At 67.3% G+C, this 24,423-nt stretch carries 25 protein-coding genes; 4 read left to right on the top strand and 21 right to left on the bottom strand.

What is annotated here, in order from left to right; genetic code table 11:
• The first annotated feature begins 123 nt into the window (after positions 1 to 123).
• Together C5F75_RS21280 and C5F75_RS21275 are read left to right on the top strand one after the other, a co-directional pair.
• On the top strand, positions 124 to 372 hold the full coding sequence (locus C5F75_RS21280) for a hypothetical protein (RefSeq protein ID WP_059584900.1): 249 nt from the start codon (positions 124 to 126) through the stop codon (positions 370 to 372).
• Between the two features lie 151 nt (positions 373 to 523).
• Positions 524 to 997, top strand: coding sequence for a nuclear transport factor 2 family protein (locus tag C5F75_RS21275; RefSeq protein WP_059584899.1), 474 nt, complete (start codon positions 524 to 526; stop codon positions 995 to 997).
• 24 nt (positions 998 to 1,021) lie between these two features.
• Here the strand turns inward: C5F75_RS21275 and C5F75_RS21270 are convergent, their stop codons facing one another.
• Positions 1,022 to 1,786 (bottom strand): BPL-N domain-containing protein, encoded by a 765-nt coding sequence (locus C5F75_RS21270; RefSeq protein ID WP_104012711.1) that lies wholly within the window; start codon positions 1,784 to 1,786, stop codon positions 1,022 to 1,024.
• Positions 1,787 to 2,178: 392 nt separating this feature from the next.
• Between C5F75_RS21270 and acnB the strand changes: the two genes are divergently transcribed.
• Positions 2,179 to 4,764: a bifunctional aconitate hydratase 2/2-methylisocitrate dehydratase gene (gene acnB / locus C5F75_RS21265; protein ID WP_104012710.1), complete on the top strand. Its 2,586-nt coding sequence runs from the start codon at positions 2,179 to 2,181 to the stop codon at positions 4,762 to 4,764.
• A 143-nt stretch (positions 4,765 to 4,907) separates the two neighbouring features.
• On the opposite strand, the gene C5F75_RS21260 is transcribed toward acnB, so the two are convergent.
• The 16 genes from C5F75_RS21260 to C5F75_RS21185 form a co-directional block, all read right to left on the bottom strand.
• The gene (locus tag C5F75_RS21260; protein ID WP_104012709.1) at positions 4,908 to 5,309 is read right to left on the bottom strand and encodes a PPC domain-containing DNA-binding protein; all 402 of its coding nucleotides are present in this window, start codon (positions 5,307 to 5,309) and stop codon (positions 4,908 to 4,910) included.
• 74 nt (positions 5,310 to 5,383) lie between these two features.
• Positions 5,384 to 5,935 (bottom strand): GNAT family N-acetyltransferase, encoded by a 552-nt coding sequence (locus C5F75_RS21255; protein ID WP_104012708.1) that lies wholly within the window; start codon positions 5,933 to 5,935, stop codon positions 5,384 to 5,386.
• Between the two features lie 167 nt (positions 5,936 to 6,102).
• Positions 6,103 to 7,503 carry an MFS transporter gene (locus C5F75_RS21250; protein WP_104012707.1) on the bottom strand — a complete coding sequence of 467 codons (1,401 nt, stop codon included), beginning with the start codon at positions 7,501 to 7,503 and terminating at the stop codon, positions 6,103 to 6,105.
• A gap of 38 nt (positions 7,504 to 7,541) precedes the next feature.
• The gene (locus C5F75_RS21245) at positions 7,542 to 8,786 is read right to left on the bottom strand and encodes an NAD(P)/FAD-dependent oxidoreductase (protein ID WP_104012706.1); all 1,245 of its coding nucleotides are present in this window, start codon (positions 8,784 to 8,786) and stop codon (positions 7,542 to 7,544) included.
• On the bottom strand, positions 8,783 to 9,745 hold the full coding sequence (locus C5F75_RS21240) for a VOC family protein (RefSeq protein ID WP_099317600.1): 963 nt from the start codon (positions 9,743 to 9,745) through the stop codon (positions 8,783 to 8,785). The genes C5F75_RS21245 and C5F75_RS21240 overlap by 4 nt, the downstream gene beginning before the upstream one ends.
• Positions 9,746 to 9,763: 18 nt before the next feature.
• On the bottom strand, positions 9,764 to 11,254 hold the full coding sequence (locus C5F75_RS21235; protein ID WP_104012705.1) for an aldehyde dehydrogenase: 1,491 nt from the start codon (positions 11,252 to 11,254) through the stop codon (positions 9,764 to 9,766).
• Between the two features lie 72 nt (positions 11,255 to 11,326).
• Entirely contained in the window at positions 11,327 to 12,154 is an 828-nt protein-coding gene (locus tag C5F75_RS21230) for an aspartate dehydrogenase (RefSeq protein ID WP_104012704.1), read from the bottom strand.
• A complete protein-coding gene (locus C5F75_RS21225) occupies positions 12,147 to 13,814 on the bottom strand; it encodes a thiamine pyrophosphate-binding protein (protein ID WP_059584887.1) in 1,668 nt (555 codons plus the stop codon). The genes C5F75_RS21230 and C5F75_RS21225 overlap by 8 nt, the downstream gene beginning before the upstream one ends.
• Entirely contained in the window at positions 13,807 to 14,604 is a 798-nt protein-coding gene (locus C5F75_RS21220) for an SDR family oxidoreductase (RefSeq protein WP_104012703.1), read from the bottom strand. Before C5F75_RS21220 ends, C5F75_RS21225 begins: the two co-directional genes overlap by 8 nt.
• 79 nt (positions 14,605 to 14,683) lie before the next feature.
• A complete protein-coding gene (locus C5F75_RS21215; RefSeq protein WP_099317604.1) occupies positions 14,684 to 15,541 on the bottom strand; it encodes an IclR family transcriptional regulator in 858 nt (285 codons plus the stop codon).
• A complete protein-coding gene (locus C5F75_RS21210; RefSeq protein ID WP_104012702.1) occupies positions 15,538 to 16,434 on the bottom strand; it encodes an alpha/beta fold hydrolase in 897 nt (298 codons plus the stop codon). Before C5F75_RS21210 ends, C5F75_RS21215 begins: the two co-directional genes overlap by 4 nt.
• Positions 16,435 to 16,452: 18 nt before the next feature.
• Entirely contained in the window at positions 16,453 to 16,980 is a 528-nt protein-coding gene (locus tag C5F75_RS21205; RefSeq protein WP_034180369.1) for a cupin domain-containing protein, read from the bottom strand.
• Between the two features lie 34 nt (positions 16,981 to 17,014).
• On the bottom strand, positions 17,015 to 17,785 hold the full coding sequence (locus tag C5F75_RS21200) for an SDR family oxidoreductase (protein WP_104012701.1): 771 nt from the start codon (positions 17,783 to 17,785) through the stop codon (positions 17,015 to 17,017).
• The gene (locus C5F75_RS21195) at positions 17,778 to 18,848 is read right to left on the bottom strand and encodes an aromatic ring-hydroxylating dioxygenase subunit alpha (protein WP_104012700.1); all 1,071 of its coding nucleotides are present in this window, start codon (positions 18,846 to 18,848) and stop codon (positions 17,778 to 17,780) included. Before C5F75_RS21195 ends, C5F75_RS21200 begins: the two co-directional genes overlap by 8 nt.
• A gap of 60 nt (positions 18,849 to 18,908) precedes the next feature.
• Entirely contained in the window at positions 18,909 to 19,220 is a 312-nt protein-coding gene (locus tag C5F75_RS21190; RefSeq protein WP_059584880.1) for a recombinase-like helix-turn-helix domain-containing protein, read from the bottom strand.
• Positions 19,221 to 19,222: 2 nt separating this feature from the next.
• Positions 19,223 to 19,540 (bottom strand): non-heme iron oxygenase ferredoxin subunit, encoded by a 318-nt coding sequence (locus tag C5F75_RS21185; RefSeq protein WP_059584879.1) that lies wholly within the window; start codon positions 19,538 to 19,540, stop codon positions 19,223 to 19,225.
• A 444-nt stretch (positions 19,541 to 19,984) separates the two neighbouring features.
• Between C5F75_RS21185 and C5F75_RS21180 the strand changes: the two genes are divergently transcribed.
• Positions 19,985 to 21,064: a porin gene (locus C5F75_RS21180; RefSeq protein ID WP_099317608.1), complete on the top strand. Its 1,080-nt coding sequence runs from the start codon at positions 19,985 to 19,987 to the stop codon at positions 21,062 to 21,064.
• Positions 21,065 to 21,171: 107 nt separating this feature from the next.
• Here the strand turns inward: C5F75_RS21180 and C5F75_RS21175 are convergent, their stop codons facing one another.
• The 4 genes from C5F75_RS21175 to C5F75_RS21160 form a co-directional block, all read right to left on the bottom strand.
• Entirely contained in the window at positions 21,172 to 22,065 is an 894-nt protein-coding gene (locus tag C5F75_RS21175) for an IclR family transcriptional regulator (protein WP_059584877.1), read from the bottom strand.
• A gap of 288 nt (positions 22,066 to 22,353) precedes the next feature.
• On the bottom strand, positions 22,354 to 22,833 hold the full coding sequence (tecA, locus tag C5F75_RS21170) for a type 6 secretion system effector deamidase TecA (protein WP_059639681.1): 480 nt from the start codon (positions 22,831 to 22,833) through the stop codon (positions 22,354 to 22,356).
• Between the two features lie 365 nt (positions 22,834 to 23,198).
• Positions 23,199 to 23,405 carry a hypothetical protein gene (locus C5F75_RS21165; RefSeq protein ID WP_059585120.1) on the bottom strand — a complete coding sequence of 69 codons (207 nt, stop codon included), beginning with the start codon at positions 23,403 to 23,405 and terminating at the stop codon, positions 23,199 to 23,201.
• Between the two features lie 303 nt (positions 23,406 to 23,708).
• The gene (locus C5F75_RS21160) at positions 23,709 to 24,308 is read right to left on the bottom strand and encodes an alpha-ketoglutarate-dependent dioxygenase AlkB family protein (RefSeq protein WP_059584875.1); all 600 of its coding nucleotides are present in this window, start codon (positions 24,306 to 24,308) and stop codon (positions 23,709 to 23,711) included.
• Positions 24,309 to 24,423: the final 115 nt, after the last annotated feature.

Here is a 24,423-nt window from a genome sequence, read left to right as displayed (position 1 = left end):
GGCGGAAAAACAGGACGGGATCGCCCTGCCCCGCCACCGCTTTCAGCAGACGTTTACCGGGGGAAGCCCCAAGTGCTTCGTCGGACGTGTCCGCGTTACGCTTGAGCGACGAGGAGACGAACCATGAGACGAGCCGTACATATCGCTGTTTTCGCGCTGCTGGCCTATCTCATCGGCGATCGCGCGATCCTGCACGCGCAGGGCCGCGACGCCAGCCCGCTCGCATGCGAGCAAGGCGCCGCGCAAGTGAAGGCCGATGCGCTCGGCCGCGGCTTCGGCGAAGCCGCCGCCGGCAGTCAGAGCGAGGCCTTCATGTCGGGCTGCCTGGTGACGGGACGCAGCAGCCAGGACGTTGCGATGGCGGCCCGCTGACGCGTATCATCCGGCGGCAAACCAGCCGCGCCTGAGCCGGCCGCGCCCGACGTGGCTCGCGCGGGTGTCGGCTCGCGCTGCCCGCCGCCGCTTTTCCGTTCGACGTTTCGACGAACGTCACCACCCGCCTCCCTGCGCACTCATACCCGACATGACCGATCCGAACACCGCATTGATCCAGCGCTTCTACACGGCCTTTCAGCAGCGCGACATCGACGCGATGCTCGCGTGCTATGCCGACGACATCGTGTTCAGCGATCCCGCGTTCGGCGAACTGCGCGGCGAACTCGCGCGCGACATGTGGCGGATGCTGGTCGCGCGGGCGCAGGAATTCTCGCTGACGTTCGGCGAAGTCGCCGCGGACGGCCAGGCCGGGCGCGCGCAGTGGAGCGCGCATTACCGGTTCGCCGCGACCGGCCGAATGGTGGTCAACCGGATCGATGCGCGCTTCCGGTTTCGCGACGGACGCATCGTCGAGCATCGCGACCATTTCGACCTGTGGCGCTGGGCGCGTCAGGCGCTCGGGATGAAAGGCGCGCTGCTCGGCTGGACGCCTTTCATGCAGCGCGCGATCCGCGCGCAGGCGCGGAAGAATCTCGACGCGTATCGCGCCAAACGGCGATAAACCGCGCGCGCCGCGGCAACTCCGCTAAGGCTTCATCGTCGCGTCGATCAGGTCGTAGGCCAGGTCCGGCACCACGCCGTCCGGGTTCGCGAGACCATTCTGGCGATACCAGCTTTGATCGGCCTCCGGATGCGGACCGGCAAGGCCGACGCGCCCTTTGCCGTAGCGGTACGTGGCCGCCGCGATGTCCTTGTTCGGGTAGATCGCCAGCACGATCCCGCCGGAGCCGATCGGCGCGACCGGGAGCCTCGCGCCGTCCTGAAAGTAGATCCAGCGCTTTTTCCCGCGCCAGACGACCGGCGTCACCGTGTCGGCGATGCCGTGAAGCGTCGAACCCGGCCGGTCGACCTCGGCGTCGATATCGCCGGCAACCAGCCCGAAACCCTGCGCGCCGGCCAGGTAGGCGCCCATGCACAGTCCGAGGTATCGGCCGCCGTTCGCTACGTATCGCCGCACGGCCCGGATTTCATTTCGGCCGATGCTGGCTGCCGCGCCGGCAATGTCCTGCCCGCCGCCAGGCTGCACATAGAGCGCCGCACCGGCCAGCGCCGCGGGCGTGATCTTAAGCTTTTCCGCCGGCCCCACATAGATCACCCGGAACCGGTGGGCCGATTCCCACAGGCGTCTGGCGATGGTTTCGGCGCACCCGTCGCACGCGGCAGGACCGCGATAGACCAGCGCGACCGGCCGGCTCGCCGGATCCCGCGTTTCGTCGCCGGGCGCGGCCGCGTGAACGGCCGGCGACGCGACGAGCGCCATCATCAGGAAAATCGCGTCTCTGGAGCGCATGTCGTGGATCGCCGGAGTCAAGGGAATCGCTGCCGCCCGGGGCGAATCGACAGGCGCGCGACGACCCCCGCCTCCCGTTCCGACACTCGATGCAAGCCGCGTGACAGCAAGCGTAGCGGCCCGAACGCGCCCGGTGTGTACCGTTTCCTGCGCGCTTGTGCAGATATGTGCGACACCGACGGACCTGAACCGACACCCCAGCATCCGCCCGACAAGGCCGGCTGCGCCATACGGCCGCGCCCCGTCTTCCCCACCCCTAAGTCTTATATAAGACATAAGACATTTGACGTTCCAGACCATTGAGACTAGAATCCCGCTCAAAGCAGTGCCTGGAATAGCCCCGGAGTGCCGGCAAGGCCTTCCCCTCCAACGCAATATCAGCAGGTCTCCCCATGCTTGAAAACTTTCGTGCTCACGTGGCCGCCCGCGCCGCGCTCGGTATTCCTCCCCTGCCGCTGACGGCTCAGCAAACCGCCGAACTGGTCGAATTGCTGACGAACCCGCCCGCCGGCGAAGAGCAGACACTGCTCGACCTGATCACCCATCGCGTGCCGGCCGGCGTCGACGAAGCCGCCCGCGTGAAGGCCGGCTTCCTGGCCGCCGTGGCCAAGGGCGAGACCGCCTGCCCGCTGATCTCGCGGGCGCGCGCGACCGAACTCCTCGGCACGATGCTCGGCGGCTACAACATCCAGCCGCTGATCGAGCTGCTGTCCGACGAAGCCGTCGCAGCGGTCGCCGCCGACGCGCTGAAGAAAACCCTGCTGATGTTCGACCAGTTCCATGACGTGAAGGAACTCGCCGACAAGGGCAACGCGCACGCGAAGGCCGTGCTGCAGAGTTGGGCCGATGCCGAATGGTTCACGAGCCGTCCGGAAGTGCCGGAAAGCCTGACCATCACCGTCTTCAAGGTCACGGGCGAAACCAACACCGACGACCTGTCGCCGGCGCCGGACGCCACCACCCGCCCCGACATCCCGATGCACGCGCTGGCGATGCTGAAGAACGCGCGCCCGGGCATCACGCCGGAAGAAGACGGCAAGCGCGGCCCCGTCAAGTTCATCGAATCGCTGAAGGAAAAGGGTCACCTGGTCGCGTACGTCGGCGACGTGGTCGGCACGGGCTCCTCGCGCAAGTCGGCCACCAACTCGGTGCTGTGGTTCACCGGCGAGGACATCCCGTTCGTGCCGAACAAGCGCTTCGGCGGCGTGTGCCTCGGCGGCAAGATCGCCCCGATCTTCTACAACACGATGGAAGACGCCGGCGCGCTGCCGATCGAGCTCGACGTGTCGCAGATGAACATGGGCGACGTGGTCGAACTGCGCCCGTACGAAGGCAAGGCGCTGAAGGACGGCAAGGTCATCGCCGAATTCCAGGTGAAGTCCGACGTGCTGTTCGACGAAGTGCGCGCCGGCGGCCGCATTCCGCTGATCATCGGCCGCGGCCTGACCGCGAGGGCGCGTGAAGCGCTGGGCCTGCCGCCGTCGACGCTGTTCCGCCTGCCACACCAGCCGGCCGACAGCGGCAAGGGCTTCTCGCTCGCGCAGAAGATGGTCGGCCGCGCGTGCGGTCTGCCGGAAGGCCAGGGCGTGCGCCCGGGCACGTACTGCGAACCGAAGATGACGTCGGTCGGCTCGCAGGACACCACGGGCCCGATGACCCGCGACGAACTGAAGGACCTCGCGTGCCTCGGCTTCTCGGCCGACCTCGTGATGCAGTCGTTCTGCCACACCGCCGCATACCCGAAGCCGGTCGACGTGAAGACGCACCAGACGCTGCCGAACTTCATCAGCACGCGCGGCGGCATCGCGCTGCGCCCGGGCGACGGCGTGATCCACTCGTGGCTGAACCGCATGCTGCTGCCCGACACCGTCGGCACCGGCGGCGATTCGCACACGCGCTTCCCGATCGGCATCAGCTTCCCGGCGGGCTCGGGCCTGGTCGCATTCGCGGCCGCCACCGGCACGATGCCGCTCGACATGCCGGAATCGGTGCTGGTCCGCTTCAAGGGCAAGATGCAGCCGGGCGTCACGCTGCGTGACCTCGTCAACGCAATTCCGCTGTACGCGATCAAGCAAGGCATGCTGACGGTCGCGAAGCAAGGCAAGAAGAACATCTTCTCGGGCCGCATTCTCGAGATCGAAGGCCTGCCCGACCTCAAGGTCGAGCAAGCGTTCGAGCTGTCGGACGCGTCCGCCGAACGTTCGGCTGCCGGTTGCACGGTGCGCCTGAACAAGGAGCCGATCATCGAATACCTGAACAGCAACATCACGCTGCTCAAGTGGATGATCGCGCAGGGCTACCAGGATCCGCGCAGCCTGCAGCGCCGAATCGCGGCGATGGAACAGTGGCTGGCCGACCCGCAACTGCTCGCGCCGGACGCCGACGCCGAATACGCGGCCGTCATCGAAATCGACCTCGCCGACATCCACGAGCCGATCGTCGCGTGCCCGAACGATCCGGACGACGTGAAGACGCTGTCCGACGTCGCCGGTGCGAAGATCGACGAAGTGTTCATCGGCTCGTGCATGACCAATATCGGTCACTTCCGCGCCGCGTCGAAGCTGCTGGAAGGCAAGCGCGACATTCCGGTCAAGCTGTGGGTCGCGCCGCCGACCAAGATGGACCAGAAGCAATTGACGGAAGAAGGCCACTACGGCGTGTTCGGCACGGCCGGCGCACGCACCGAAATGCCGGGCTGCTCGCTGTGCATGGGTAACCAGGCACAGGTGCGCGAAGGCGCGACGGTGATGTCGACGTCGACCCGCAACTTCCCGAACCGTCTGGGCAAGAACACGAACGTGTATCTCGGCTCGGCGGAACTGGCGGCGATCTGCTCGCGTCTGGGCAAGATCCCGACCAAGGAAGAGTACATGGCCGACATGGGCGTGCTCACCGCGAACGGCGACAAGATCTATCAGTACATGAACTTCGACCAGATCGAGGACTTCAAGGAAGTCGCCGACACCGTGCAGATCTAAGCGCGCAACCGGGCGGCGACGGGTGGTCGACGTCGCCGCGCACCAGGCGCCGCGGGCCGAATGGCCGCGGCGCCTTTTTTATGCGGGCGGAAAGGACGCAGCGATCGGCGCATCGCGGTGTCGATGCGGCGTTGCCGCCCTGCTCACGAAGGCGCGCTCCGAATCACCAGTTCGTTGAAACCGGTGTCCGCATCGGGCTCGCGCGAAAAACGATGCGCCGGCAGCAGCGCGAGCAGGATCTCGGCCGTCGTGCGCACCACGCAGCCGCTCGCGACGTGGCCGCCCGTCACGCGGCCGGCTGCATCCGAGATCGATATATGCAGATGCGCGCCGTCCGGCGACACCGAGCCGGCCAGCGTCAGGATTTCGAGGTCGCCGCGCAGCTCGGTCGGCTGGTCGGCGCCGGCGAAACGCAACTGCGCGACGCTCAGGCTGCCGATGCCCTGGATCACGAAGGCCGCGTGCGAATCGTGGCGGCGCAACGCCAGCTCGATCGCGCCGCGCAGATCGTCGCCGGGGGAAAGACGCAGAGGACGAGCTTGCATGGTCGAGAACCTGTGGGTGGACCGTGATATCGACCAAGCGTACGTTCGCCCGGTGAATCCGGCAAGTCAGCCGTTTACGCGCGACGCTCGCTCGCGAGCAACCCGTACAGCGCACTGTCCGACACTTCGTCGCCGACGATCCAGCGTTCGCGCAGCAGCCCTTCCCGCACGAAGCCGAGCCGTTCGAGCAGCCGCGCCGACGCGGCATTGCGCGGATCGATATCGGCTTCGAGGCGGTTCAGTCGGAGCGTACCGAAGGCATGATCGATCATGGCCGACGCCGCTTCGCGCATGTATCCGCCGCCCCAGAACCTGCGCCGCAGGCTGAAGCCGATCTCCGCGCGCCGGCACTGCGCGTTCGCATGGAACAGCGCGCATTCGCCGAGCGCTTCGCCAGTCTCCCGCAGTTCGAGCACGCAGGTCAGGCTCTCCCCGCTCGCGGCGGTCTGCACGTTGCGCGCGACGCGCGCCCCGGCCTGTTCGAGCTGCGTCATCGGCGAAAACGAGAAGTAGCGCATCGCCTCCGCATCGGACCAGATCTCGAAGAAGGCGTATGCGTCGGCGTCGCGGAGCGGCCGCAGGACGAGGCGGGACGTATTCAGCGTGACAGGTTCGAACAGGGGCATGGCAACGGTCTGATGAAAATCGGGACCGTGAATTAGAACACGTGAATCATGCGGCAACCGTTGCGCCAGTTTGCAACGCCCGATACGGCATGGCCGGATGCCGCGAAACAAAAGGCCCGGGGAACGTCACCCGGGCCTGTGCACATCGTCCGTTACGCCGGCCACGCTTACGCCTCGAGCGCCTCCAGCACCTTCCCCTTCGTCTCGATCCCGACGAAATGCACGGTCGCCGCCGCGATCAGCGGCACGACGCCGATCAGGTAGAACGCCGGCGCGAGGTTCCCGCCGATGATCGCGTGCGGCACGATCATCGGCGCCGCGAACGACGCGATCTTCAGCCACGCGCTGCCGAGCCCGCAGCCCGACGCGCGGATGCTCGTCGGATACTGCTCCGGCGTATAGACGTACGCGGTAATGAAGCCCGACGCCATCAGCCCGAGCGACAGCGAGCAGAAAGTCGCGACCACATACACCGACGACGCGTGATAGATGCCTGCGAACGCCAGCGACAGCGCGCACAGCACGAACGACCACACGATCACCGGCTTGCGGCCGAGCTTGTCGACCAGCAGCGCGGAGGCCAGCGACCCGAGCACGCCCATCACCGAGCCGATCACCGCGAGGTTCAGCGCGAGCTGCAGCGGCGCGTGATAGAAGTTCTTGTAGATCGTCGGCAGCCAGGTCGACAGCCCGTACTGGATGAACCCGCAGGTCGCCCACAGCGTCGCCACCGCGAGCGTGCGCTTGCGATACGCGGCGCTGAACAGGTCGCTCATCCTGCGCTTCGGATGCTGACGCACCATCTCGTCGAACGCGGCCGCCTGCGTGGCCGGCGGCAACTCGCCGCGCACCGATTCCTCGAACGCGCCGACCGCACGCCCGGCTTCCGCGAGCCGCCCGCGCGACGCGAGCCAGCGAGGCGACTCCGGCACGAGATGCGTGAGCACGAGCGACAGAAGCAGCGGCAGCCCGCCGACGAAGTACATGATCTCCCAGCCGAAGCGCGGAACGAGCCAGGCGCCGAGCGCCATCGACACGAGCAGGCCGATCGGGAACACGATCTCGTACAGCAGCACGAAGCGGCCGCGGCCATGCGCGCGCGTGATCTCGTTGATGTACGTCGCGGCGACCGGCAATTCGCCGCCGAGCCCGAGCCCCTGCAGGATCCGCAGCAGCACGAACACCTCGAACGTCGGCGCGAAGCCGCACGCGATGCTCGTGATCCCGATCACCGCCGAACTCCACGCAATCGCCTTCACGCGGCCGTGCTTTTCCGCGAGCGCGGGAAACAGGAATGCGCCGATCAACTGGCCGATCGCGCCGGACGCGATCAGCATGCCGATCTGCGTCGGCGACAGCCCCCACTTGTGAATCAGCAGCGGCAGCGTCGCCGCGATCGTGATCACGTCGAAGCCGTCGAAGAACGTCGCGGTGCCGATCAGCACGCGCGCGCGGATCTGCATCGCGTTGGCCGGCAGCCGCTCGAGCCGCGCGATGATCGCACCGGGCGTGGCGGCGGCAGCTTCCATCGTGGCCCTGCCGGCCACGACGTTGTCGAAAGTGCTCATGCGGGGTATCTCCTGGATCTCTTTCCGGGTTGGGCCGGTCAGGCAAGCGCCTGGGTCGTGTCTGCCAGAGCTTCCGTATCCACCGCCCGGCCCTGGTTCATCCACTTGCGCGCGAGCTTCAACTCACGCGCGTTGTTCACCGCGACGACACCTCTCACATGCCCGTCGCCAACGAAAAACAGCGTCGCACGGCGCGCGGCGAGATCGCCTCGCACGACGAGCTGCGCATCGGCCGGCAGATCCCCGAGGATCTGCAGGTTCACGTCGTACTGATCGGACCAGAACCACGGAATCTCCGCATACGGTGCGCGCACGCCGAGCACGGCCTTCGCCGCCGCGATCGCCTGGTTCTGCGCGTTGGCCCACGATTCGAGCCGCACGCGCCGCTTCAGCCAGCCGTTGTGATGGTTCGCGACGTCGCCGCACGCGAAGATCGCCGGATCGCTGGTCGCACCGTATTCGTCGACGACGATGCCGTCGTCGATCGCGAGCCCCGCATCGCTCGCGAGCGACACGTTCAGCGCGAGGCCGATGCCGGCCACCGCGAAATCGGCGTCGATCGTCGTGCCGTCGGCAAGCGTCGCGCGTACCTTCGACGCGTCGTCCGGCTGCGGGTCGAGCGACGCGAGCGCCGCGCCCGTCCGCACCTCGACACCGTTCGAACGATGCAGGTCGAGCAGGAAGTCCGACACGATCTGCGGCACCGAACGGCCGCACAGGCGCGGCGCACCTTCGACCACGATCGCATCGACGCCGAGCTTGCGCGCCGTTGCCGCGACTTCGAGGCCGATCCAGCCGCCGCCGATCACGAGCACGCGCCGGCTCGCGCGCAGCTTCTCGCCGAGCGCGGCCGCTTCGTCGAGCGTGCGCAGGTAATGCAGGTTCGGCGTGTTGACGAGCGCATCGGGCAAGCGGCGCGACGTGCCGCCGGTCGCGATCACGAGCCGGTCGTATGCGATCTCGCGGCCGCTTTCGGTCTTCACCACGCGGCGCGCGCGATCGATCGACGCCGCGCGTTCCGGCTGCCACGCTTCGACGTTCAGCGCATCGAATTCGTCGGGGCGCACGACGCGCACGGTTTCGATGTCGGCGTCGCCGGCCAGCACGGCCTTCGACAGCGGCGGGCGCTCGTACGGCAAGTGCGGCTCGTCGGCGATCATCACGAGGCGGCCCGCGAAGCCTTCCGCGCGCAGCGTCTTCAGCACCCAGCCGGCGGCCTGGCCCCCGCCGATCACGACGACCGTGCCCGGCGTGGCCGATTCCTGCGAGTTCGTTTCGCTCACGATTTGCGCTCCGTCATGAACTTGCCTTCCGGCGCCTTCGCGTTCTTCTGCCGGCGCGTGTTGCCGTCGAGGCCGCCGTCGACCGCCCATTCGGCGAACACGGTCGGGCCCGGCTCGAATTCGCGCGGCTGCCACTCGGGCGTGAGCACGTCCTCGTCCGCGTAGTATTCGATCAATGCGCCGGCCGGGTTCTGGAAGTACCAGAAGTACGCGGACGACACCGGATGACGCCCCGGGCCGAGCTGCGTTTGCCAGCCGCAGCGGTCGATGTGCATGCCGCCGCCGAACACTTCGTGGATGTCGCGCACGGTGAACGCGACGTGGTTCAGGCCGCGTTTTCCATTCGGCAGCGCGAGCAGGAACAGGTCGTGATGGCCGCCGTGCGGCGCGCAGCGCATGAACGCACCGCGGCCCGGGTAACGATCCGACGTCTCGAAGCCGAGCAGTTCGTGATAGAACGTTTCCTGCGCGTCGAGGCGGTTCGTGAAGAACACGACGTGCCCGACCTCGACCGGCTCCGCACGCGCATAGATCGGGCTCGGCTGGTCGACGCGCAGCGTCTGGCCCCACACGTTCGACGGCGAGCCCGTGATGTCGAGTGCGCGCTTGCGCGTGACTTCGACGCGGATCGCCATCCCGTTCGGATCGATGCAGCCGACCGCGTCGTCCTGCGCGTAATAGCCGGGCTGGCCGGCGAGCTTCGTGCGCAGCGCGTCGAGTTCCTGCCGCGTCGCGACGCCCCACGTGACTTCACGCAGCGTCGGGCCGGCTTCGAATGCGGGCGGCAGCGACGGATCGTCGGCCCGCACGACCAGCACGGTGCAGCCGTTCAGCGTTTCGAAACGGGCGCGGGTGTCGTCGTGCGCGACTTCCTTCAAGCCCCAGTCGGCGAAAAAGCGCCGGCAGGTGGCGAGGTCGTCGACACCGTACGTGATCTGCTCGATTCCCAAGATGCTCATTGCGTCATTCCCCTTCGCTCAGTTCGCCCACGGCAGCGGCGCGTCGTTCAAGCCCCAGTAGAGGCTCTTCTGCTGCATGTATTCGCGGATGCCGAGACGCCCCTTCTCGCGCCCCATCCCGCTCTCCTTCCAGCCCGAGAACGGCGTGGAGATCGAGAACAGCTTGTACGTATTGATCCACACGGTGCCCGTCTCCAGCGCCCGCGCGATGCGCCACGCACGCTTGTAGTCGCGCGTCCAGATGCCGGCCGCGAGGCCGAACACGCTGTCGTTCGCCTGTGCGATCAGCGACGCTTCGTCGTCGAACGGCATCGCGACCAGCACCGGCCCGAAGATTTCCTCCTGGCAGATGCGTGCGCTGTTCGGCAAGCCTTCGAGAATCGTCGGCTGATAGAAGAAGCCTTGCTCGCGCCCGTCGCCCGTCGGCCGCTCGCCGCCGCACAGCAGGCGGCCGCCTTCTTCCAGCCCGAGCGCGACGTAGCGTTCCACCGACTCGCGATGCTTCGCGGTGATCAGCGGGCCCATCTGCGTGTCGGGCCGCGTCGGGTCGCCCACGCGCAGCTTGCGCGCGCCGGCCACCAGGCGCTGCATGAATGCGTCGTACACCGCGTGCTGCACGAACAACCGCGACCCGGCGATGCACGCCTCGCCCGACGAGCTGAAGATCCCGTACAGCACGCCGTTGACCGCGTGATCGAGATCGGCGTCGTCGCACACGATCGTCGGCGACTTGCCGCCCAGTTCGAGCGACACGGGCATCAGCTTCTCGGCCGCGATGCGCGCGATGCCGCGGCCTACCTCGGTACCGCCGGTGAACGACACCTTCTTCACCAGCGGATGGCGCACGAGCACGTCGCCGATCACCGAACCCTTGCCCGGCAGCACGCTCAGCACGCCCTTCGGCACGCCGGCTTCCTCGCAGATGCGCGCCAGCGCGAGCGATACGAGCGGCGTGACCTCGGCCGGCTTGAGCACCACCGCGTTGCCGCCGGCCAGCGCCGGCGCAAGCTTCTGCGCGTCGGACGCGATCGGCGAATTCCACGGCGTGATCGCCGCGATCACGCCGATCGGCTCGTACACGCTCATCGTCAGGTAATCGCCGCGCGACGGCGTCAGTTCTTCGTCGAGCGTTTCGAGGCAGGCCGCGAAATAGCGGAACGTGTTCGCGGCGCTGGCCACCAGCACGCGCGTCTCGCCGATCGGCTTGCCGTTGTCGCGGCGCTGCAGGTGCGCGAGCGCCTCGTGGCGTTGCATGATCAGGTCCGCGACGCGGTACAGCACCTGCGCGCGCTGGTGCGGTTTGAGCCCGGCCCAGTCGGCGCGGCGCCATGCGGCGTCGGCGGCCGCGACGGCGTCGGCCGCGTCTTCCGCGTTCGCCGTCGACACTTCCATGTTCACCGACTGGTCGGCCGGATAGATGCTCGTGTAAGGCGCGCCACGGCCGCGCCGCCACTCGCCGCCGATCAGGATGTTGCCGTCGGGCACGAGGCTCGTATCGAAAGAAGTCATGTCACCAATCCCACAAATCTGTCTCTGCGCATCCGCCCTCGCCGTGGCGCGGGCGAACGCTCGATGGTCCGGTCAGATCACGCAGCGGGCCGCGCGGTTGCGCAGCGCGCGGATCGCGCTGTACGCCGTCAGCGCGGACGTCTTCGGGTTGTCGGGCAGCGGCTTGCCGCTCATTTCCAGCGACATCTCGCCGAACGCGCCGCGCGCGGTGATGCGGTGCACGTTGCGCGCGACCGCCGGATCGGCGATCAGGCGCACGTGGGTCGCGTCGAGCCCGAGGCCCGCGAGCGCGACCGTCGCCGCGACGTTCGCGTTCTTCGGATAGAGCCGCGCCGCGTCGCGCGCGGTGCCTTCGAAGATCATCTTCTCTTCGGTCATCGCGTGCAGGTCGCACAGTGCCTCGGCCGGTGTGCCGAGCCAGCCGAGCGGCGGCTTGCGGCCGACGTACAGCACTTCGTCGAGGCCGCCCTGCTTCGCGGACGCCAGCGCGTCGATGCCGCCGATCGCACCCGACAGCAGCGTCACCGTCGTGCCGCCTTCGTCGGCGGCCTGCGACAGTACGTCGAGCAGCGCGAGATCGGACAGCGCGCCGATCGACGCGACCGCGCAGTCGGTGCCGGCCTTCAGCAGCGGCACGACGTGATCGACGAGCGCGCTGTGGCCCGCGCATTCGAGCGCGAACTCGGGGCGGCGAGCCAGTGCGTCGACCGACGACACGACCTCCACCGCGCCGCCGAGCTCACGCTGTACCGCGTCGCGCTGGTGTTCCGGCACGATCACGTGCGCGACGCGCAGCGACGCATCGTGCTCGACCGCGTGGTACACGGCCGCGCCGATCGCGCCGAAGCCGATCATCGCGATGTCGACCGGGGCGTGCGCCCGCTTTTGCCCGTTATGCATACTGGCGCTCCGTCGGCGCTTCCTGCTTCACCGGCGGGCCCGCGAAGGCGGACGCGAACGAGCCGACCGACAGCATGTCGACCTCGACCATCACCGGCCCTTCCTTCGCGATCCCTTCGCGCACGACCGCCTCGGCCTGGTCGAGCGACGTGATCCGGTAGTGCGTGAGGCCGAAGCTCGCGCAGAACTGCGCGAAATCCGGCTGGTGCAGCTGCACGAAGCAGCGGCGGCCGCCGTAGTGCGCGTCCTGGATGTTGCGGATCACGCCGTAGCACTGGTCGTTCATCAGCACGATCATCACGTTCGCGTTTTCCTGCACGGCCGTCACGAGTTCGCCGACGTTGACCATCAGGCCGCCGTCGCCGACGAGGCAGACCGTCTTCGCCGCGGCGCCCGCGAGCGCCGCGCCGATGCCCATCTGGATGCCCTGGCCGATACCGCCGCCGAGCGCATGCACGCCCGAGCGCGGCTCGAAGATCTTCAGCAGGCGGTTGCCCCACGTGCTGTTCGAGATCGTCACGTCGCGCACCCAGTTGTAGTCGCGGCCGACGGCGCCCTGCAGCGTGTCGACGAGCTTCTTGTACGGCCCGAGCCCCTTCGCCACGTCGGCCACCGCGTCTTCGCGGGCCGCCGCGAGATCGGCCGCGAATTGCGGATCGACGGACAGCCGGCCTTCGAGGCGGTCGGCCAGTTCAGCCAGCACGCGCTTCGAATCGCCATGCACGAACAGTTCGTTGCGATAGCCGCGGTTGTCGGCGAGCGCGTCGGCATCGACGCGGAACAGCGGCTGCGGCAGCGCGAGCTTGTACTTCAGCGTCTCGTTGCCGCGCAGGCGCGAGCCGACCACGACGAGCGCGTCGCAGGTCTTGTAGAACGCTTCGACCGACGCATGCACGTTGAACGCGCCGAGCGTCGCCGGGTGATCTTCCGGCAGCACGCCGCGGCCCTGCACGCTCGTCACGACGCCGAAGCCGAGCTTCACGAGGCGTTCGACTTCCTCGCGTGCATGTCGCGCGCCGCCGCCGAGCCACAGCAGCGGGCGGCGCTTGGCCGCGAGTGCGTCGGCAAGCTTCGCGACGCGCGCGGTGTCGTGCTCGCGCACCGCGACGTGGGCGGGTGCGAGGTCTTCCGGCCATTCGATTTCGGCCGCCTGGATGTCGATCGGAATCTCGACGGACACGGGGCCCGTCGGGGCGGTCTGCGCGATGCGCACGGCTTCGCGAATCGTCGGCAGCACGGTTTCGACGGTGCGCACGCGGAACGCGGCCTTCGAGATCGAGTCGAGCATCGACAACTGGTCGGGCGCTTCGTGGATGTACGCGAGATCGCGGTCGAGATACGGCGTCTCGATCTGCCCGGTCACGTGCAGGAGCGCGGTGCCGGCCGTCAGCGCCTCGACCATCGCGCCGGCCGCATTGCCGGCCGCCGTGCCCGTGCTCGTGAACGCGACGCCGAGCCCGCCCGACACGCGGGCCAGCCCGTCGGCCATGTTCAGCGCGCCGGCTTCACCGCGCGCCCCGACATAGCGGATGTTGCCGCGCGAGTTGATCGCGTCGAGGATCGGCATGTTGTGGATCGAGATGACGCCGAACGCGGTTTTCACGCCGCACTGCTCGAGAAAGGCGGCAATCAGCTCGCCAACCGTGGTTTTTTTAGACATGGCGTGCAAAGCCTCCAGAAACGTCGATATGGCTGCCCGTCGTGTAGGACGACAGATGCGTTGCGAGATAAAAAAGTGCCCAGGCGGCCTCGTCGGGCTTGCCGAAGCGATTCAGCGGAATGTTCTTCTTGCGGGCGAGCGCGCCCGTCCAGTCTTCCCAGCTTTCGCCGGGCTGCGCCTGCGTGTCGTAGCGGCGGCGCCACTGCCCCGACTCGACGATGCCGATCAGGATCGAGTTCACGCGGATGCGCTGCGGCGCCAGTTCGGTCGCGAGCGATTTCACGAGGCTCAGCACGCCGGCGCGCGCCGACGACGTCGCGACCATGTGTGGCTCCGGCTGCAGCGCGAGCAGCGAGTTCACGCAGGTGATCGTCGGCGCGGCCGCATCGCGCAGCAGCGGCAGGAAGGCGCGCGTCGGACGGATGATGCTGAAGTACTTCAATTCGAGTTCTTCGCGCCAGGCGTCGTCGGTCGTATCGGCGAAAGTCGACACACGGCCCTGGCCTGCATTGTTGACCAGCATGTCGGCACGGCCGAAACGCGTGGACACCGCTTGCGCGAATGCGGTCACGTCGGGTTCGTCGAGCACGTCGCAGCGCGCGGCCAGCAGTCGTGCGCCTGCGTACTTGTCGCGCAGCATCGCTTCGGCGCGGGCGAGGCGCTCGCCGTCGCGGCCGCAGATCGCGACCGACGCGCCCGCCTGCAGGAACCGTTCGGCGGTCGCGAGGCCGATGCCGGACGAACCGCCCGTCACCACCGCCACCTGCCCGGTCAGATCGATCTCGATCATGTCGTCGGTCCTCGCCGGGCCGCCCCAAGAAGATTGACCGCCCCGTCGGGGGGCAGCGTGCGAAGCATGCGTTGGGGTCTCATTTCAGTCCTAAAGCTTTCATGAACGTGTGCTCGTCATCCGAGCGGTAATTGAGCCGCCGCGACAATTCCGCCGCCGCGCGCTGCACCTTGTCGATCAGCCCGTCCGCGATCAGCGCCGCGTCGATCTCCGGCCTCGGCACCGTCACCGTGATGCACGCGACGATCTTCTGCGTCTCGTTGCGCACCGGCGCCGTGACGACCGAGATCCCGCGTTCGAACGACGAATTGCTGACGCCGTAGCCGCGCAGTGCGTCCTCGCGGATCACGTCGTACAGCGCGTCGACCGTTTCCGGCGTCGCGCTCGTCATCCGGTTCAGCACGCGTTCCGGATACAGCGCATGCAGTTCCTTCAGCGACAGGTCGCCCATCAGCACGTGGCCGTGCGTCGTCGCATGCGCGGGCAGCCGCGTGCCGACGTTCACGCGGATCGAGCTGAACACCGGCGACTGACTCTGCGCCTTCGCGACGAACACCACGTCGCGGCCGTCGCGGATCACGATGTGCGTCGTGAAGCCGGTCGCATCGCGCAGGCTCTCGATCACCGGCAGGCCGAGATCGGTCAGCTCCAGCGAGCTCAGGTATTCGAAGCCGAGCCGCAGCACCGCGATGCCGAGCTTGTAGTTGCGATCCTTGTCCGCGCGTTCGAGAAAGCCGAGCGATTCGAGTGTCTGCAGCAGACGGAACACCGTCGTGCGCGGAATGCCGAGCCGTTTCGACAACTCGGGCGCGCCGAGCACGGGCTCGCGCGGCGAGAATTCGGCGAGAATCCGCAGCCCGCGTTCGAGGCCCGGCACCACGTAGCTGGCTTCGGCCTTCGCGTTGTCGGATTCGTTTTGTTGCAGCGGTTCGCTCATGCCAGCCCCCACTGCGTGTCGCACTGCCGGCAGAAGCCTTCGATCAATGCGGAATAGACGGACGGCGCTTCCACGTAACCCGCATGTCCTGCCTGCGGAATCACCTGCAGCCCCACGTGCGCGGCCGCGGCGATCCGCTCGCACGCGGCGGGCGGCGTGATCGCATCGTGCGCGCCGACGGCCACGGCCGTGCGGCCGCGAAAGCCGGCGAGATCGGCCGCGAGATCGGCGTTCGCGAGCAGATGCGTGGCCTGCGCATAGCCGGCCGGCACGATGCGCGCCATGTTCCAGCGCACCCACGCCCGCGCCTCCTCGTTCGCGAAACCGGACAGCATGTTGCCGCTGCGCTGCTCGGCGAGCCCGGCCGGGCCGAGTTCCGCGAGCATCGCGAGCCGCGCGTCGCGGCGCGATTCGCGGGTGTCGGCCGGTGCGCTGCCGTAGCCGCCGGCGGGCGACACCAGCAGCAGGCCGGCCATCCGCGCGGGCATCACACGGGCGAGAGCGCCCGCGATGATCGCGCCGAGCGAATGGCCGACCAGCACGCAGCGTTCGATGCCGAGTGCCTCGAGCCACGCGTTCAGCGATGCCGCGTAATCGGCGGCGGCGGGCGACGCGCCGTGCACGGGCGTCGACACGCCGTAACCCGGCGCATCCCACGCGAGCACGCGGCGCGATGCGCCGAGCGTGTCGAGCTGGCACACCCACGATGCGGCGCCCGAGCCGATCCCGTGCAGCAGCACGGCGGGCAGCGCGCGGCCCGCATGCCGCGCGCCGGCCTCACGGTAGCCGATCGTGCCCGCCGCGCCGGCTACGCAACGCTGTTCGGGAAACTGCCCGAGCAGCGCGGCGAACGCCGCGGTGCGGTCGCGTTCACGTTTGTCGATGACACTCATTGCTTCGCCCGCCCCGCCTCAGCGCTTGATCTTCGCGAGCGGCGAATCGGGCGGATACGTCGGCGTGATCGGCTTCGGCGAACCGAGCATCACGCACATCAGCGCATCTTCCTCGCCGATGTTGATTTCCGTGCGATACACGCCCGGCGGCACCGAGATCAGGTCGCGCTCGCCGAGGATCGCTTCCCACGTCTCGCCGTCGCGCTCGCAGATCACCTTCATCTTGCCGCGCAGCACGAAGAAGATTTCCTCGACGTCGATATGGATGTGGCTCGGGCCGATGTTGCCGGCCGGGATGACCATCGTCGAGAACGTGAAGTTGCCGGCCGGCACCGTGTTGACGTCCTTCGCGACGCCCGTGCCGCCCGTGCCGACGTAGCGCATCTGCGCGCGGCGGTACTTCGGGTCGTAGTCGGCCTGGAACTTCAGCGCGTCCCAGTCGTAGCGCCGCGTCGCGTAGCGCGCGACGCGCCCTTCCATCCAGTCGTTGAAGCTTGCGCCTTCCGGCTGGTCCCACGACTTGCGTTCGAGATCGGCGTCCGCCATCGTCCTCTCCTTCATTCCGAGTGAAAACTTCAATTCAGTTCATTACGAAGCCGCCGTTGACCGGCAGCAGTTGACCCGTGACGAAGCGCGCGCCGTCCGACAGCAGGAACAGCACCGGGCCCGTCACGTCGCCAGGCACCTGCGCGCGCGTCAGCGCACGGCCCTGCAGGTAGAACGCATGGCGCTCGGCCGGTACGTAGGCGGTCGCCTCGACTTCGGTGAGCCCTGGCGCGATCGCGTTGACCGTTACGCCGTGCGCGCCGAACTCGCGTGCCTGCGCATGCGTCATCGCGATCACCGCGCCCTTGCTCGCGACGTACGCGAGCAGCTTCGGCGCGCCCCACAGCGCGGTATCCGATGCGAGGTTCACGATCGCACCGCGTCCCGACTGAGCGAGATAGGGCAGCGCTGCATTGCTGACGAGCCATACGCCGCGCACGTTCACGTTCATCACGGCGTCCCACGTCGCCACGTCGAGCTCGGTGGAAAGCTTCCCGCCCGAGTTCGTGATCGCCGCGTTGTTGATCAGCGCGTCGATGCCGCCGAGCGCCGCCGCGCCCTGCGCGACGAAAGCGTCGATGCTGGCCGGATCGGCAAGGTCGAGTGCAAAGAAATGCGCGGCGTGGCCGGCTTGCGTGAGCTGCGCGGCGAGCGAGCGCCCCTCTTCCGCGAGCACGTCGCCGAACGCGACCTGCGCGCCGGCTTCGACGAGCGCCTTCACGAACGCCGCGCCGAGACCGCGCGCCCCGCCCGTGACGAGCACGCGGCGACCGGGCAGCGCCACGACCGGTGCGAGCTCAGCCATTCGCGGGCTCCGCGGCGGCGTGCGCCGCACGATGCACGTCGAGCGCGGACAGGTGTTCCTGCGCCCGCTGGCGCAGCATCCGGCGCACACGTGTGATGCCGACGTCGTGCTGGTACAGGTATTCGTGATCGCGCGCATGCGGCGCGAGGCTTTCGAGGACGTAGCGGTCCTGCTCGAGCACGTCCCAGTGCAGGCCTTCGAGGCGGTTGCGGTACATGAAGCGCCACACGTCGCGCTGCCAGCCGCTGACCTTGCGGGTACGCCAGAAATAGACCTGGCAGTGGTCGCCGTCGACCGGCGTCGCGAAGCCGATGATCCCGAAGTTGCCGCCCGGGCCGAATTTCTGCTTGTACGGAATCGCGAGACGCATCCACAGGCAGCCCGTTTCGCCGAGTTCCACCCAGTCGAAGTTCACGTCGCGCTGGCCGATCTTCTCGAACATCAGGCCCGTTTCCGTCTTGCGCACGCGCATGTCGGCCTGCTTGTCGCCTTCGGCCATCGAGTGCGACGTCGCATGCAGATACGCGCCGTGCATCGGGTCCATCACGTTGTCGATCGCGTACTGGTAATTGCACTTCCAGTTCGATACGCACAGAAAGTGGCCGTACTCATCGGCGACCAGTTCTTCCGGCAGATTCAGCGGCGCCGGCTCGCCGTGCGCTTCGTCGCCGAACCACAGGAAGATCGCGCCGGCCTTCTCCTCGACCGGATACGACTTCACGCACTTCGTGCCTTCGAGCGGACAGTTCGATACCGCCGGCACGCGGTTGACCGTGCCGCCGCCGTCGACTTCGATGCCGTGATACCAGCACGCGATCTTGCCGCCGAGGTTCCAGCCGAGCGACAGGCGCGCGCCGCGGTGCGGGCAGCGATCTTCCAGCGCATGGACCTTGCCGTCGTGATCGCGCCACAGCACGATCTGCTCGGACAGGCGCGTGACGCCGACGGGCGCGTTCGACACCTGCCAGCTCGGCGCGACGGGATACCAGTAGTTCTTGATGCCGCGATCGAGGTAGTCGCGGACCGGGTCGTGTTGGGTTTCGTGTTGGTCGGGGGACGTCATCAGTGTGCTCCGGATGCGGTTGTCGGGTCGGCGCTCAGGCGCGCGGCGCGGTCGGTGCGCTCATTCCGCCAGCGAGGCCATTTCGGCGCGGAAACGCTCCACGGTCCATGCGGTGCCGTCCGGCGCGCGAAAGCCGATGCGGTTCAGCCCGGCGACGACATCGTCCAGTTCGGTCGCGCCGCTCTCGAACACGCGTTCGAGCGCATCGCCGAGGTCGTTCTCGTACTGGGTGGGTTCCGCCTTGCGGTTCTGCCAGACCAGGTTCTCGACCTGGCCGGGGATCTCGATCTGCCCCTTGCCCGCGACGTTGTTCGGCTGCGGCGCCACCCACGGTTTCAGGAAGGGATTGAAGTTGACGGTCGCTTCTTTCATGTTCAGTCCACCTTGATCTGGATTTCCTCGCCGGCGAGGCGCACCGCGTACTGCTTCAGCGCGCGCCCGCCCGGGCCCTTCAGGCATTCGCCCGTCTTGATGTCGAACACGGCCTCGTGCAGCGGGCATTCGACCGTGCCTTCGTCGACGAACCCCTGCGTCAGCAGCGCGTACGCATGCGGGCATACGTTCTCGAGCGCATACACGTCGTCGCCGACGCGGTAGATCCCGATTTCCACGCCGTCGGTCCGCTTGAACTCGATCGGCGTGTCTTCCGACAGCGCGCCGGCGTGACCGGCGCAAATCCATTGTTCAGACATCTCGCACCCTTCCTTCTGATCGACTCTCGGTTTGTTCCGTTTTGTTCCATATCAGGAACATCAGTTTATGGATGGTGATTATAGGAGCGACTTTCCGCGAGTAGAACAAAAAGCTGCGTGTCCTAGGGAAAACACCGACCGGGAGGTCGACGAACGCTTTCGCCTGCCTGAGCGAATGTAATTTTTTGTTATGTGACGTGGATTTATCGGCTTTTCCCACGCATCGCGCCGTATGAGCGTGCGTCGGCACGGCGCCCATCCGTCCCGAAAAATTTATTTTTGATACGGTGTTCGGCGCCTCTATACTCCATTCCACCAGAGGCACGTCGTTCCTTATATGGAACATACAAATGCCCATGCGGCGATGAACATGCGCGACGGTCGGCCGTCCCCGCGCAGGCCGTCACGACACGTATTCATCAGGTTGGAGAGCCAGGAGACAAAATGGTCAAGCATGCGGTAGCAGCAGCAGTCATCGGAATGAGCGCCGCGTCGGGCGCGTGGGCGCAGAGCAGCGTGGTGCTGTACGGCAGCATGGACGCGGGTGTCGCGTACGTGAACAACGTCGGCGGCCACGCGAAGTGGGCGATGATCCAGGGCAATACGCAGCCCGACCGGTGGGGCCTGAAAGGCAAGGAAGATCTCGGCGGCGGGCTGTCGGCGATCTTCCAGCTGGAAAACGGCTTCTATACGAACAACGGCCAGTTCGCGACCGCGAACACGATCTGGAATCGCGCGGCGTTCGTCGGCCTCGGCGCCGAGCGCTACGGCACGCTGACGCTCGGCCGCCAGACGCCGCTGGCGTTCGACTATCTCGACCCGCTCAGCACCGCGTACCTCGCGATGAGCTGGTACGCGTTCCATCCGGGCAACATCGACGGGCTCGCCGCGACCGGCAACGTGCCGTACAACAATTCGATCAAGTATCGTTCACCGACCTTCGCGGGCTTTTCGGCCGCGGCGACGCTCGCGCTCGGCAACACGACGAACTTCTCGACCGGCAAATCGGTCGGCGTCGCGCTGAACTATGCGAACGGGCCGTTCAAGGCGTCGGCCGTCTACTCGAACGAGCACGATCGCTCGCTCCTGATCGGCCAGACGGGCATCACGTCGTTCCAGGGGCAGAACACCGCGAACGGTTATCTCGCCAGCAAGGTCGAGAACATCGGCGCGGGCGCGTCCTACCAGATCGGCGACTTTCTCGTGCACGGCCTCTACACGCGCGTGAAGATGCAGTCGAACGGGTTTTCCGACACGTTCCAGAGCTACGACGCGGGCGTGAACTACCGCAGCAGCGCGTTCAACACGATCGCGGGCGGCGCGGCAACCACGACGCTGGCCGGCCGCCGCTGGACGCAGGTCGAACTCGGCGACATCTACGCGCTGTCCAAGCGCACGCAGTTGTATGCGAACGTGCTTTATGAACACGCTTCCGGCGGCGCGAAGGCCGCGTTCTTCACGGCCGGCGTGTCGAGCACCGCGAACCAGGTGATCGTGCTGACCGGGATTCATCATTCGTTCTGAACGCGTTCGGGCACCGGGCTTCGGCGCCCGAAAACGACAAGAGCGGCCCGCGGGCCGCTCTTGTCGTCTGCAATGCCGCGCGCGGCGGCCGGATCGATACGCGAGCGTCAGAACATCGCGACCTTGTGGCGCGCATGCGCGAACGTCGGGTCGCTTTCGAGCGGACGATAGTTCAGCCGTTGCGACAGGTCGACCGCCGCACCGCACACGGCCTCGACGAGCCGCTCCTTCTCGCCGGCCTCGCCGATCTCCGAGCGCGGCACCGTCGCGGTGATCGCCGCGACGATCGAGCCCGAATGATCGCGCACGGGTGCGGTCACGGCCGAAATGCCGCTCTCGAACGCCGCCTCGCTGACCGCATAGCCGAGCCGAGCGTAATGACGCACGCGTTCGTACAGTTCGTCGACGGTGCCGGGCGTGCGCTCGGTGAACTGTTCGAGTTTCTTCTCCGGATAGAGCTGCCGCATCGCATCGCGCGTCAGGTCCCCCATCAGCACGTGGCCGTGCACGGTTGCATGCGCGGGCAGGCGCGTGCCGACGTGCACCTTCACCGAACCGAACATCGACGCATTGCTCTGCGCCTTCGCGACGAACACCACGTCGCGCTGGTCGCGGATCAGCAGGTGCGTCGACAGGCCGGTCGAATCGCGCAGCCGTTCGAGCACGGGCGTGCCGAGATCGGTCAGTTCGAGCGAATTCAGGTATTCGAAGCCGAGCCGCAGCACGCCGACGCCGAGCCGGAAATAGCGATCGCCGTTCACGCGTTCGAGAAAACCAAGCGCCTCGAGCGTCTGCAGCAGGCGGAACGTCGTGGTGCGCGGAATGCCGATGCGCTTCGACAGTTCCGGCGCACCGAGCACGGGTTCGCGCGCGGAGAATTCGGCGAGGATCCGCAACCCGCGTTCGAGCCCCGGCACCAGATAGGACGAAGCGCCGCCCGACGATTCTTCGTCGCCGGGCGCCGCCGGATCGGGTGCACCGCTCATCGTTGTCTTGACCATGTGGACATGGACGGAAGGAAATCGGTCACGAAACAGGTCATCGATCGTCGTGGATATTCAGTCATGCTACCTCAGTGCGCGCGTGGGCTCGCACCGGCGCGCGGCGCCGCGACGCAGCATGCGCGTCCACGCCACCATGACGCGTCATTCAAGGTCGAGAGGATAGCAGCGTTGGACCGCGCGACGCCATGCAGAAATCGCCGGACGCCAGCGCGCTGACCGCACGGCGCCCGCCCACGGCACGCGGCCGGACGACGGCCAGCAGCACGGAACTTGACGTCGGACCGCCTACAGGCGCGACAGATAAACACGAATGGTCGTGCGGTCGTACGTAAAACCGCCGGCCGGATCCGGCTGCAGCACGCGTGCCAGATCGACCGGATGCAGCCAGCCGGCGCCCAGCAGGCCGCCGTTGATCCCGCGGATCCGGGTGCCGCCGACGGCAATCGCCGCGTGAAAGACATTCGCGCCGCGAGCGAAGCCGACCGCGGTGCCCGCCGGAATGCTCGCGCGCCCGTCCCATTGAGTGCCGGTCTCGAAGTTGAAGCGCGTCCTCCACGACTGGCCGATCGTGTCGAGCAGCGCCGCGGGCGTGATCATCGCGTCCGCGCGCAGCAGATACCGCACGTAGGCCGCGGCGTCGTAGCAGACGCCGCCGGACATGTACTCGTCGATGTTCGCCATCCCGAACATCAGCGCCTGCGCGTGTTTTTGCCGTTCGGCGATGCCGGATTGGGCGACATGCCCGCCTAACTGGGTCAGTTGCACGGATAGCTCCTTTCAGGAAAGCGGGACGTCATTGTCTCGCCGATGCAATAACCTCATATCTTATTACGATATGAATCGGCGTTTTCCACGCTCCCTCGTGCGATATGTGGTTCGCACCTGCTCGGGAGGTCATGAGCCTGCGTGCAGACTTTCGCCACGCGTGTCGCATCGTCGACGCGATGCCCGCGCATCGAAGGCGGCATAGGCATGCCTGTGTCGAACGGCACGGACCATTTGGCACAGCGAATGCCGGCAAACGGTCGCATTTCGCGCCTGGAGAAAAAACGGAAGCAGTCGGAAAAGCGCCGTCCGGCAACGGACGGCACAGAGGAAGGCGATCCCCGCGCCGGATCGCCGCGACGACGTCAGGCCGTCACGGCGGCGTCATATTCGGCGCGGGCAAGCTGGCCAGCGGCGTATGCCTCGGCTTCGCCGCGAAAGCCTTCGCGGCTGAACGCCACGACTTTCACGCCGACGCCGGTCGCCCGCTTCACCGTCAGCGCCCATTGCCATCCGCCGTCTTGCTCGAAGACGTGCAGCGAGGGTTCGAAGGAAGGGTCGAATACGGTCACGCGTTGTGCTCCTGCCCCGTTGCGCGCTGCATCGGCAACGCACGGAGGCATGTCGAAAAGGGGGCGCGCCGGTGTGCCGACGCGCTTCTGCCATTCCACAGTCTAATCAGCGATTGTTGCGACGCACCATCAGAGGTTTCACTCATCTATCGGAACCGCCCGTTCGATCGAATCTGACTCAAAGCCTTGCGGGACGGGGCTGAGCGACACGTCGGCCGGCCCGCCATCGCGTTCGTGCGGCAACGTGCCGCACGCGCGATGGCTTGCATTGGCCTTTCGCGAATCACGGAAACGGGGTGCGACCTATTCGGCCGCCATCGACACGCGCCGGAAGGTCAGGTTGACGCGTTCGCCCTGTACGCTGGGCGCCTTCGGCACGCGGTGCTGCCATTCGGCCTGCGTGCGTCCGCGCATCACGAGCAGGCTGCCATGCACGAGGCGGTATGCATGCGTGACGCCGGTCGCGCGATGGCGAAGATCGAACACCCGCATCGCGCCGAGGCTCACCGACGCGATCACCGGCGCATCGCCGAGTTCGGATTCGTTGTCCGCATGCCAGCCGAGGCTGTCCAGCCCGTTGCGATAGCGATTGAGCAGCACGCTGTTGAAACGCACGCCGCACGTCGCCTCGACCGCATGCTTGAGGCCGAGCACGGCCGGCGTCCATGGCTCCGGCACGTTGCGGATTCCGGAGTACACGTACACGGCATCCGGTTCGCCCTGCCACGCGGTGAGCCTCGGCAACGGAATGCGTCCGCGCGGCGTACGGATCGTGTCCTGCCGCCACGCGACCTCGTCGATCAGCGCGGCCAGCGCGCGATCGGCGTCGGGCGGCGCCAGCCAGTCCGGGTACCAGTCCACGTCGGGCACGGGCGTATCAGCGAAGAGATCGGGCGTCGACATGTCGGCAGGAACGGGCAAGGAACGGAGCGAACGCGCATGTCTGCATACTAGCCAACGGCGCCGCACGCCGCCATGCGCTGTCATTCCCGACGAAAGGAAACCGCGGGGCGCGCGA

The sequence above is a fragment of the Burkholderia anthinoferrum genome (assembly GCF_002925705.1).
Taxonomy (GTDB): domain Bacteria; phylum Pseudomonadota; class Gammaproteobacteria; order Burkholderiales; family Burkholderiaceae; genus Burkholderia; species Burkholderia semiarida.
The sequence above is the reverse complement of the archived record's forward strand: the minus strand, read 5'-3'. Positions and strand labels throughout refer to the sequence as shown.

What these genes read in the sequence shown, in the direction of transcription:
- C5F75_RS21205 (WP_034180369.1), bottom strand. Translation starts at nt 16,980, where the DNA reads ATGGCGGACGCCGATCTCGAACGCAAGTCGTGGGACCAGCCGGAAGGC.
- C5F75_RS21225 (WP_059584887.1), bottom strand. Translation starts at nt 13,814, where the DNA reads ATGTCTAAAAAAACCACGGTTGGCGAGCTGATTGCCGCCTTTCTCGAG.
- C5F75_RS21175 (WP_059584877.1), bottom strand. Translation starts at nt 22,065, where the DNA reads ATGGTCAAGACAACGATGAGCGGTGCACCCGATCCGGCGGCGCCCGGC.
- acnB (WP_104012710.1), top strand. Translation starts at nt 2,179, where the DNA reads ATGCTTGAAAACTTTCGTGCTCACGTGGCCGCCCGCGCCGCGCTCGGT.
- C5F75_RS21190 (WP_059584880.1), bottom strand. Translation starts at nt 19,220, where the DNA reads ATGAAAGAAGCGACCGTCAACTTCAATCCCTTCCTGAAACCGTGGGTG.
- C5F75_RS21230 (WP_104012704.1), bottom strand. Translation starts at nt 12,154, where the DNA reads ATGCATAACGGGCAAAAGCGGGCGCACGCCCCGGTCGACATCGCGATG.
- C5F75_RS21275 (WP_059584899.1), top strand. Translation starts at nt 524, where the DNA reads ATGACCGATCCGAACACCGCATTGATCCAGCGCTTCTACACGGCCTTT.
- C5F75_RS21260 (WP_104012709.1), bottom strand. Translation starts at nt 5,309, where the DNA reads ATGCAAGCTCGTCCTCTGCGTCTTTCCCCCGGCGACGATCTGCGCGGC.
- C5F75_RS21250 (WP_104012707.1), bottom strand. Translation starts at nt 7,503, where the DNA reads ATGAGCACTTTCGACAACGTCGTGGCCGGCAGGGCCACGATGGAAGCT.
- C5F75_RS21215 (WP_099317604.1), bottom strand. Translation starts at nt 15,541, where the DNA reads ATGAGCGAACCGCTGCAACAAAACGAATCCGACAACGCGAAGGCCGAA.
- C5F75_RS21180 (WP_099317608.1), top strand. Translation starts at nt 19,985, where the DNA reads ATGGTCAAGCATGCGGTAGCAGCAGCAGTCATCGGAATGAGCGCCGCG.
- C5F75_RS21200 (WP_104012701.1), bottom strand. Translation starts at nt 17,785, where the DNA reads ATGGCTGAGCTCGCACCGGTCGTGGCGCTGCCCGGTCGCCGCGTGCTC.
- C5F75_RS21210 (WP_104012702.1), bottom strand. Translation starts at nt 16,434, where the DNA reads ATGAGTGTCATCGACAAACGTGAACGCGACCGCACCGCGGCGTTCGCC.
- C5F75_RS21185 (WP_059584879.1), bottom strand. Translation starts at nt 19,540, where the DNA reads ATGTCTGAACAATGGATTTGCGCCGGTCACGCCGGCGCGCTGTCGGAA.
- C5F75_RS21160 (WP_059584875.1), bottom strand. Translation starts at nt 24,308, where the DNA reads ATGTCGACGCCCGATCTCTTCGCTGATACGCCCGTGCCCGACGTGGAC.
- C5F75_RS21220 (WP_104012703.1), bottom strand. Translation starts at nt 14,604, where the DNA reads ATGATCGAGATCGATCTGACCGGGCAGGTGGCGGTGGTGACGGGCGGT.
- C5F75_RS21255 (WP_104012708.1), bottom strand. Translation starts at nt 5,935, where the DNA reads ATGCCCCTGTTCGAACCTGTCACGCTGAATACGTCCCGCCTCGTCCTG.
- C5F75_RS21235 (WP_104012705.1), bottom strand. Translation starts at nt 11,254, where the DNA reads ATGACTTCTTTCGATACGAGCCTCGTGCCCGACGGCAACATCCTGATC.
- C5F75_RS21195 (WP_104012700.1), bottom strand. Translation starts at nt 18,848, where the DNA reads ATGACGTCCCCCGACCAACACGAAACCCAACACGACCCGGTCCGCGAC.
- C5F75_RS21280 (WP_059584900.1), top strand. Translation starts at nt 124, where the DNA reads ATGAGACGAGCCGTACATATCGCTGTTTTCGCGCTGCTGGCCTATCTC.
- C5F75_RS21240 (WP_099317600.1), bottom strand. Translation starts at nt 9,745, where the DNA reads ATGAGCATCTTGGGAATCGAGCAGATCACGTACGGTGTCGACGACCTC.
- C5F75_RS21270 (WP_104012711.1), bottom strand. Translation starts at nt 1,786, where the DNA reads ATGCGCTCCAGAGACGCGATTTTCCTGATGATGGCGCTCGTCGCGTCG.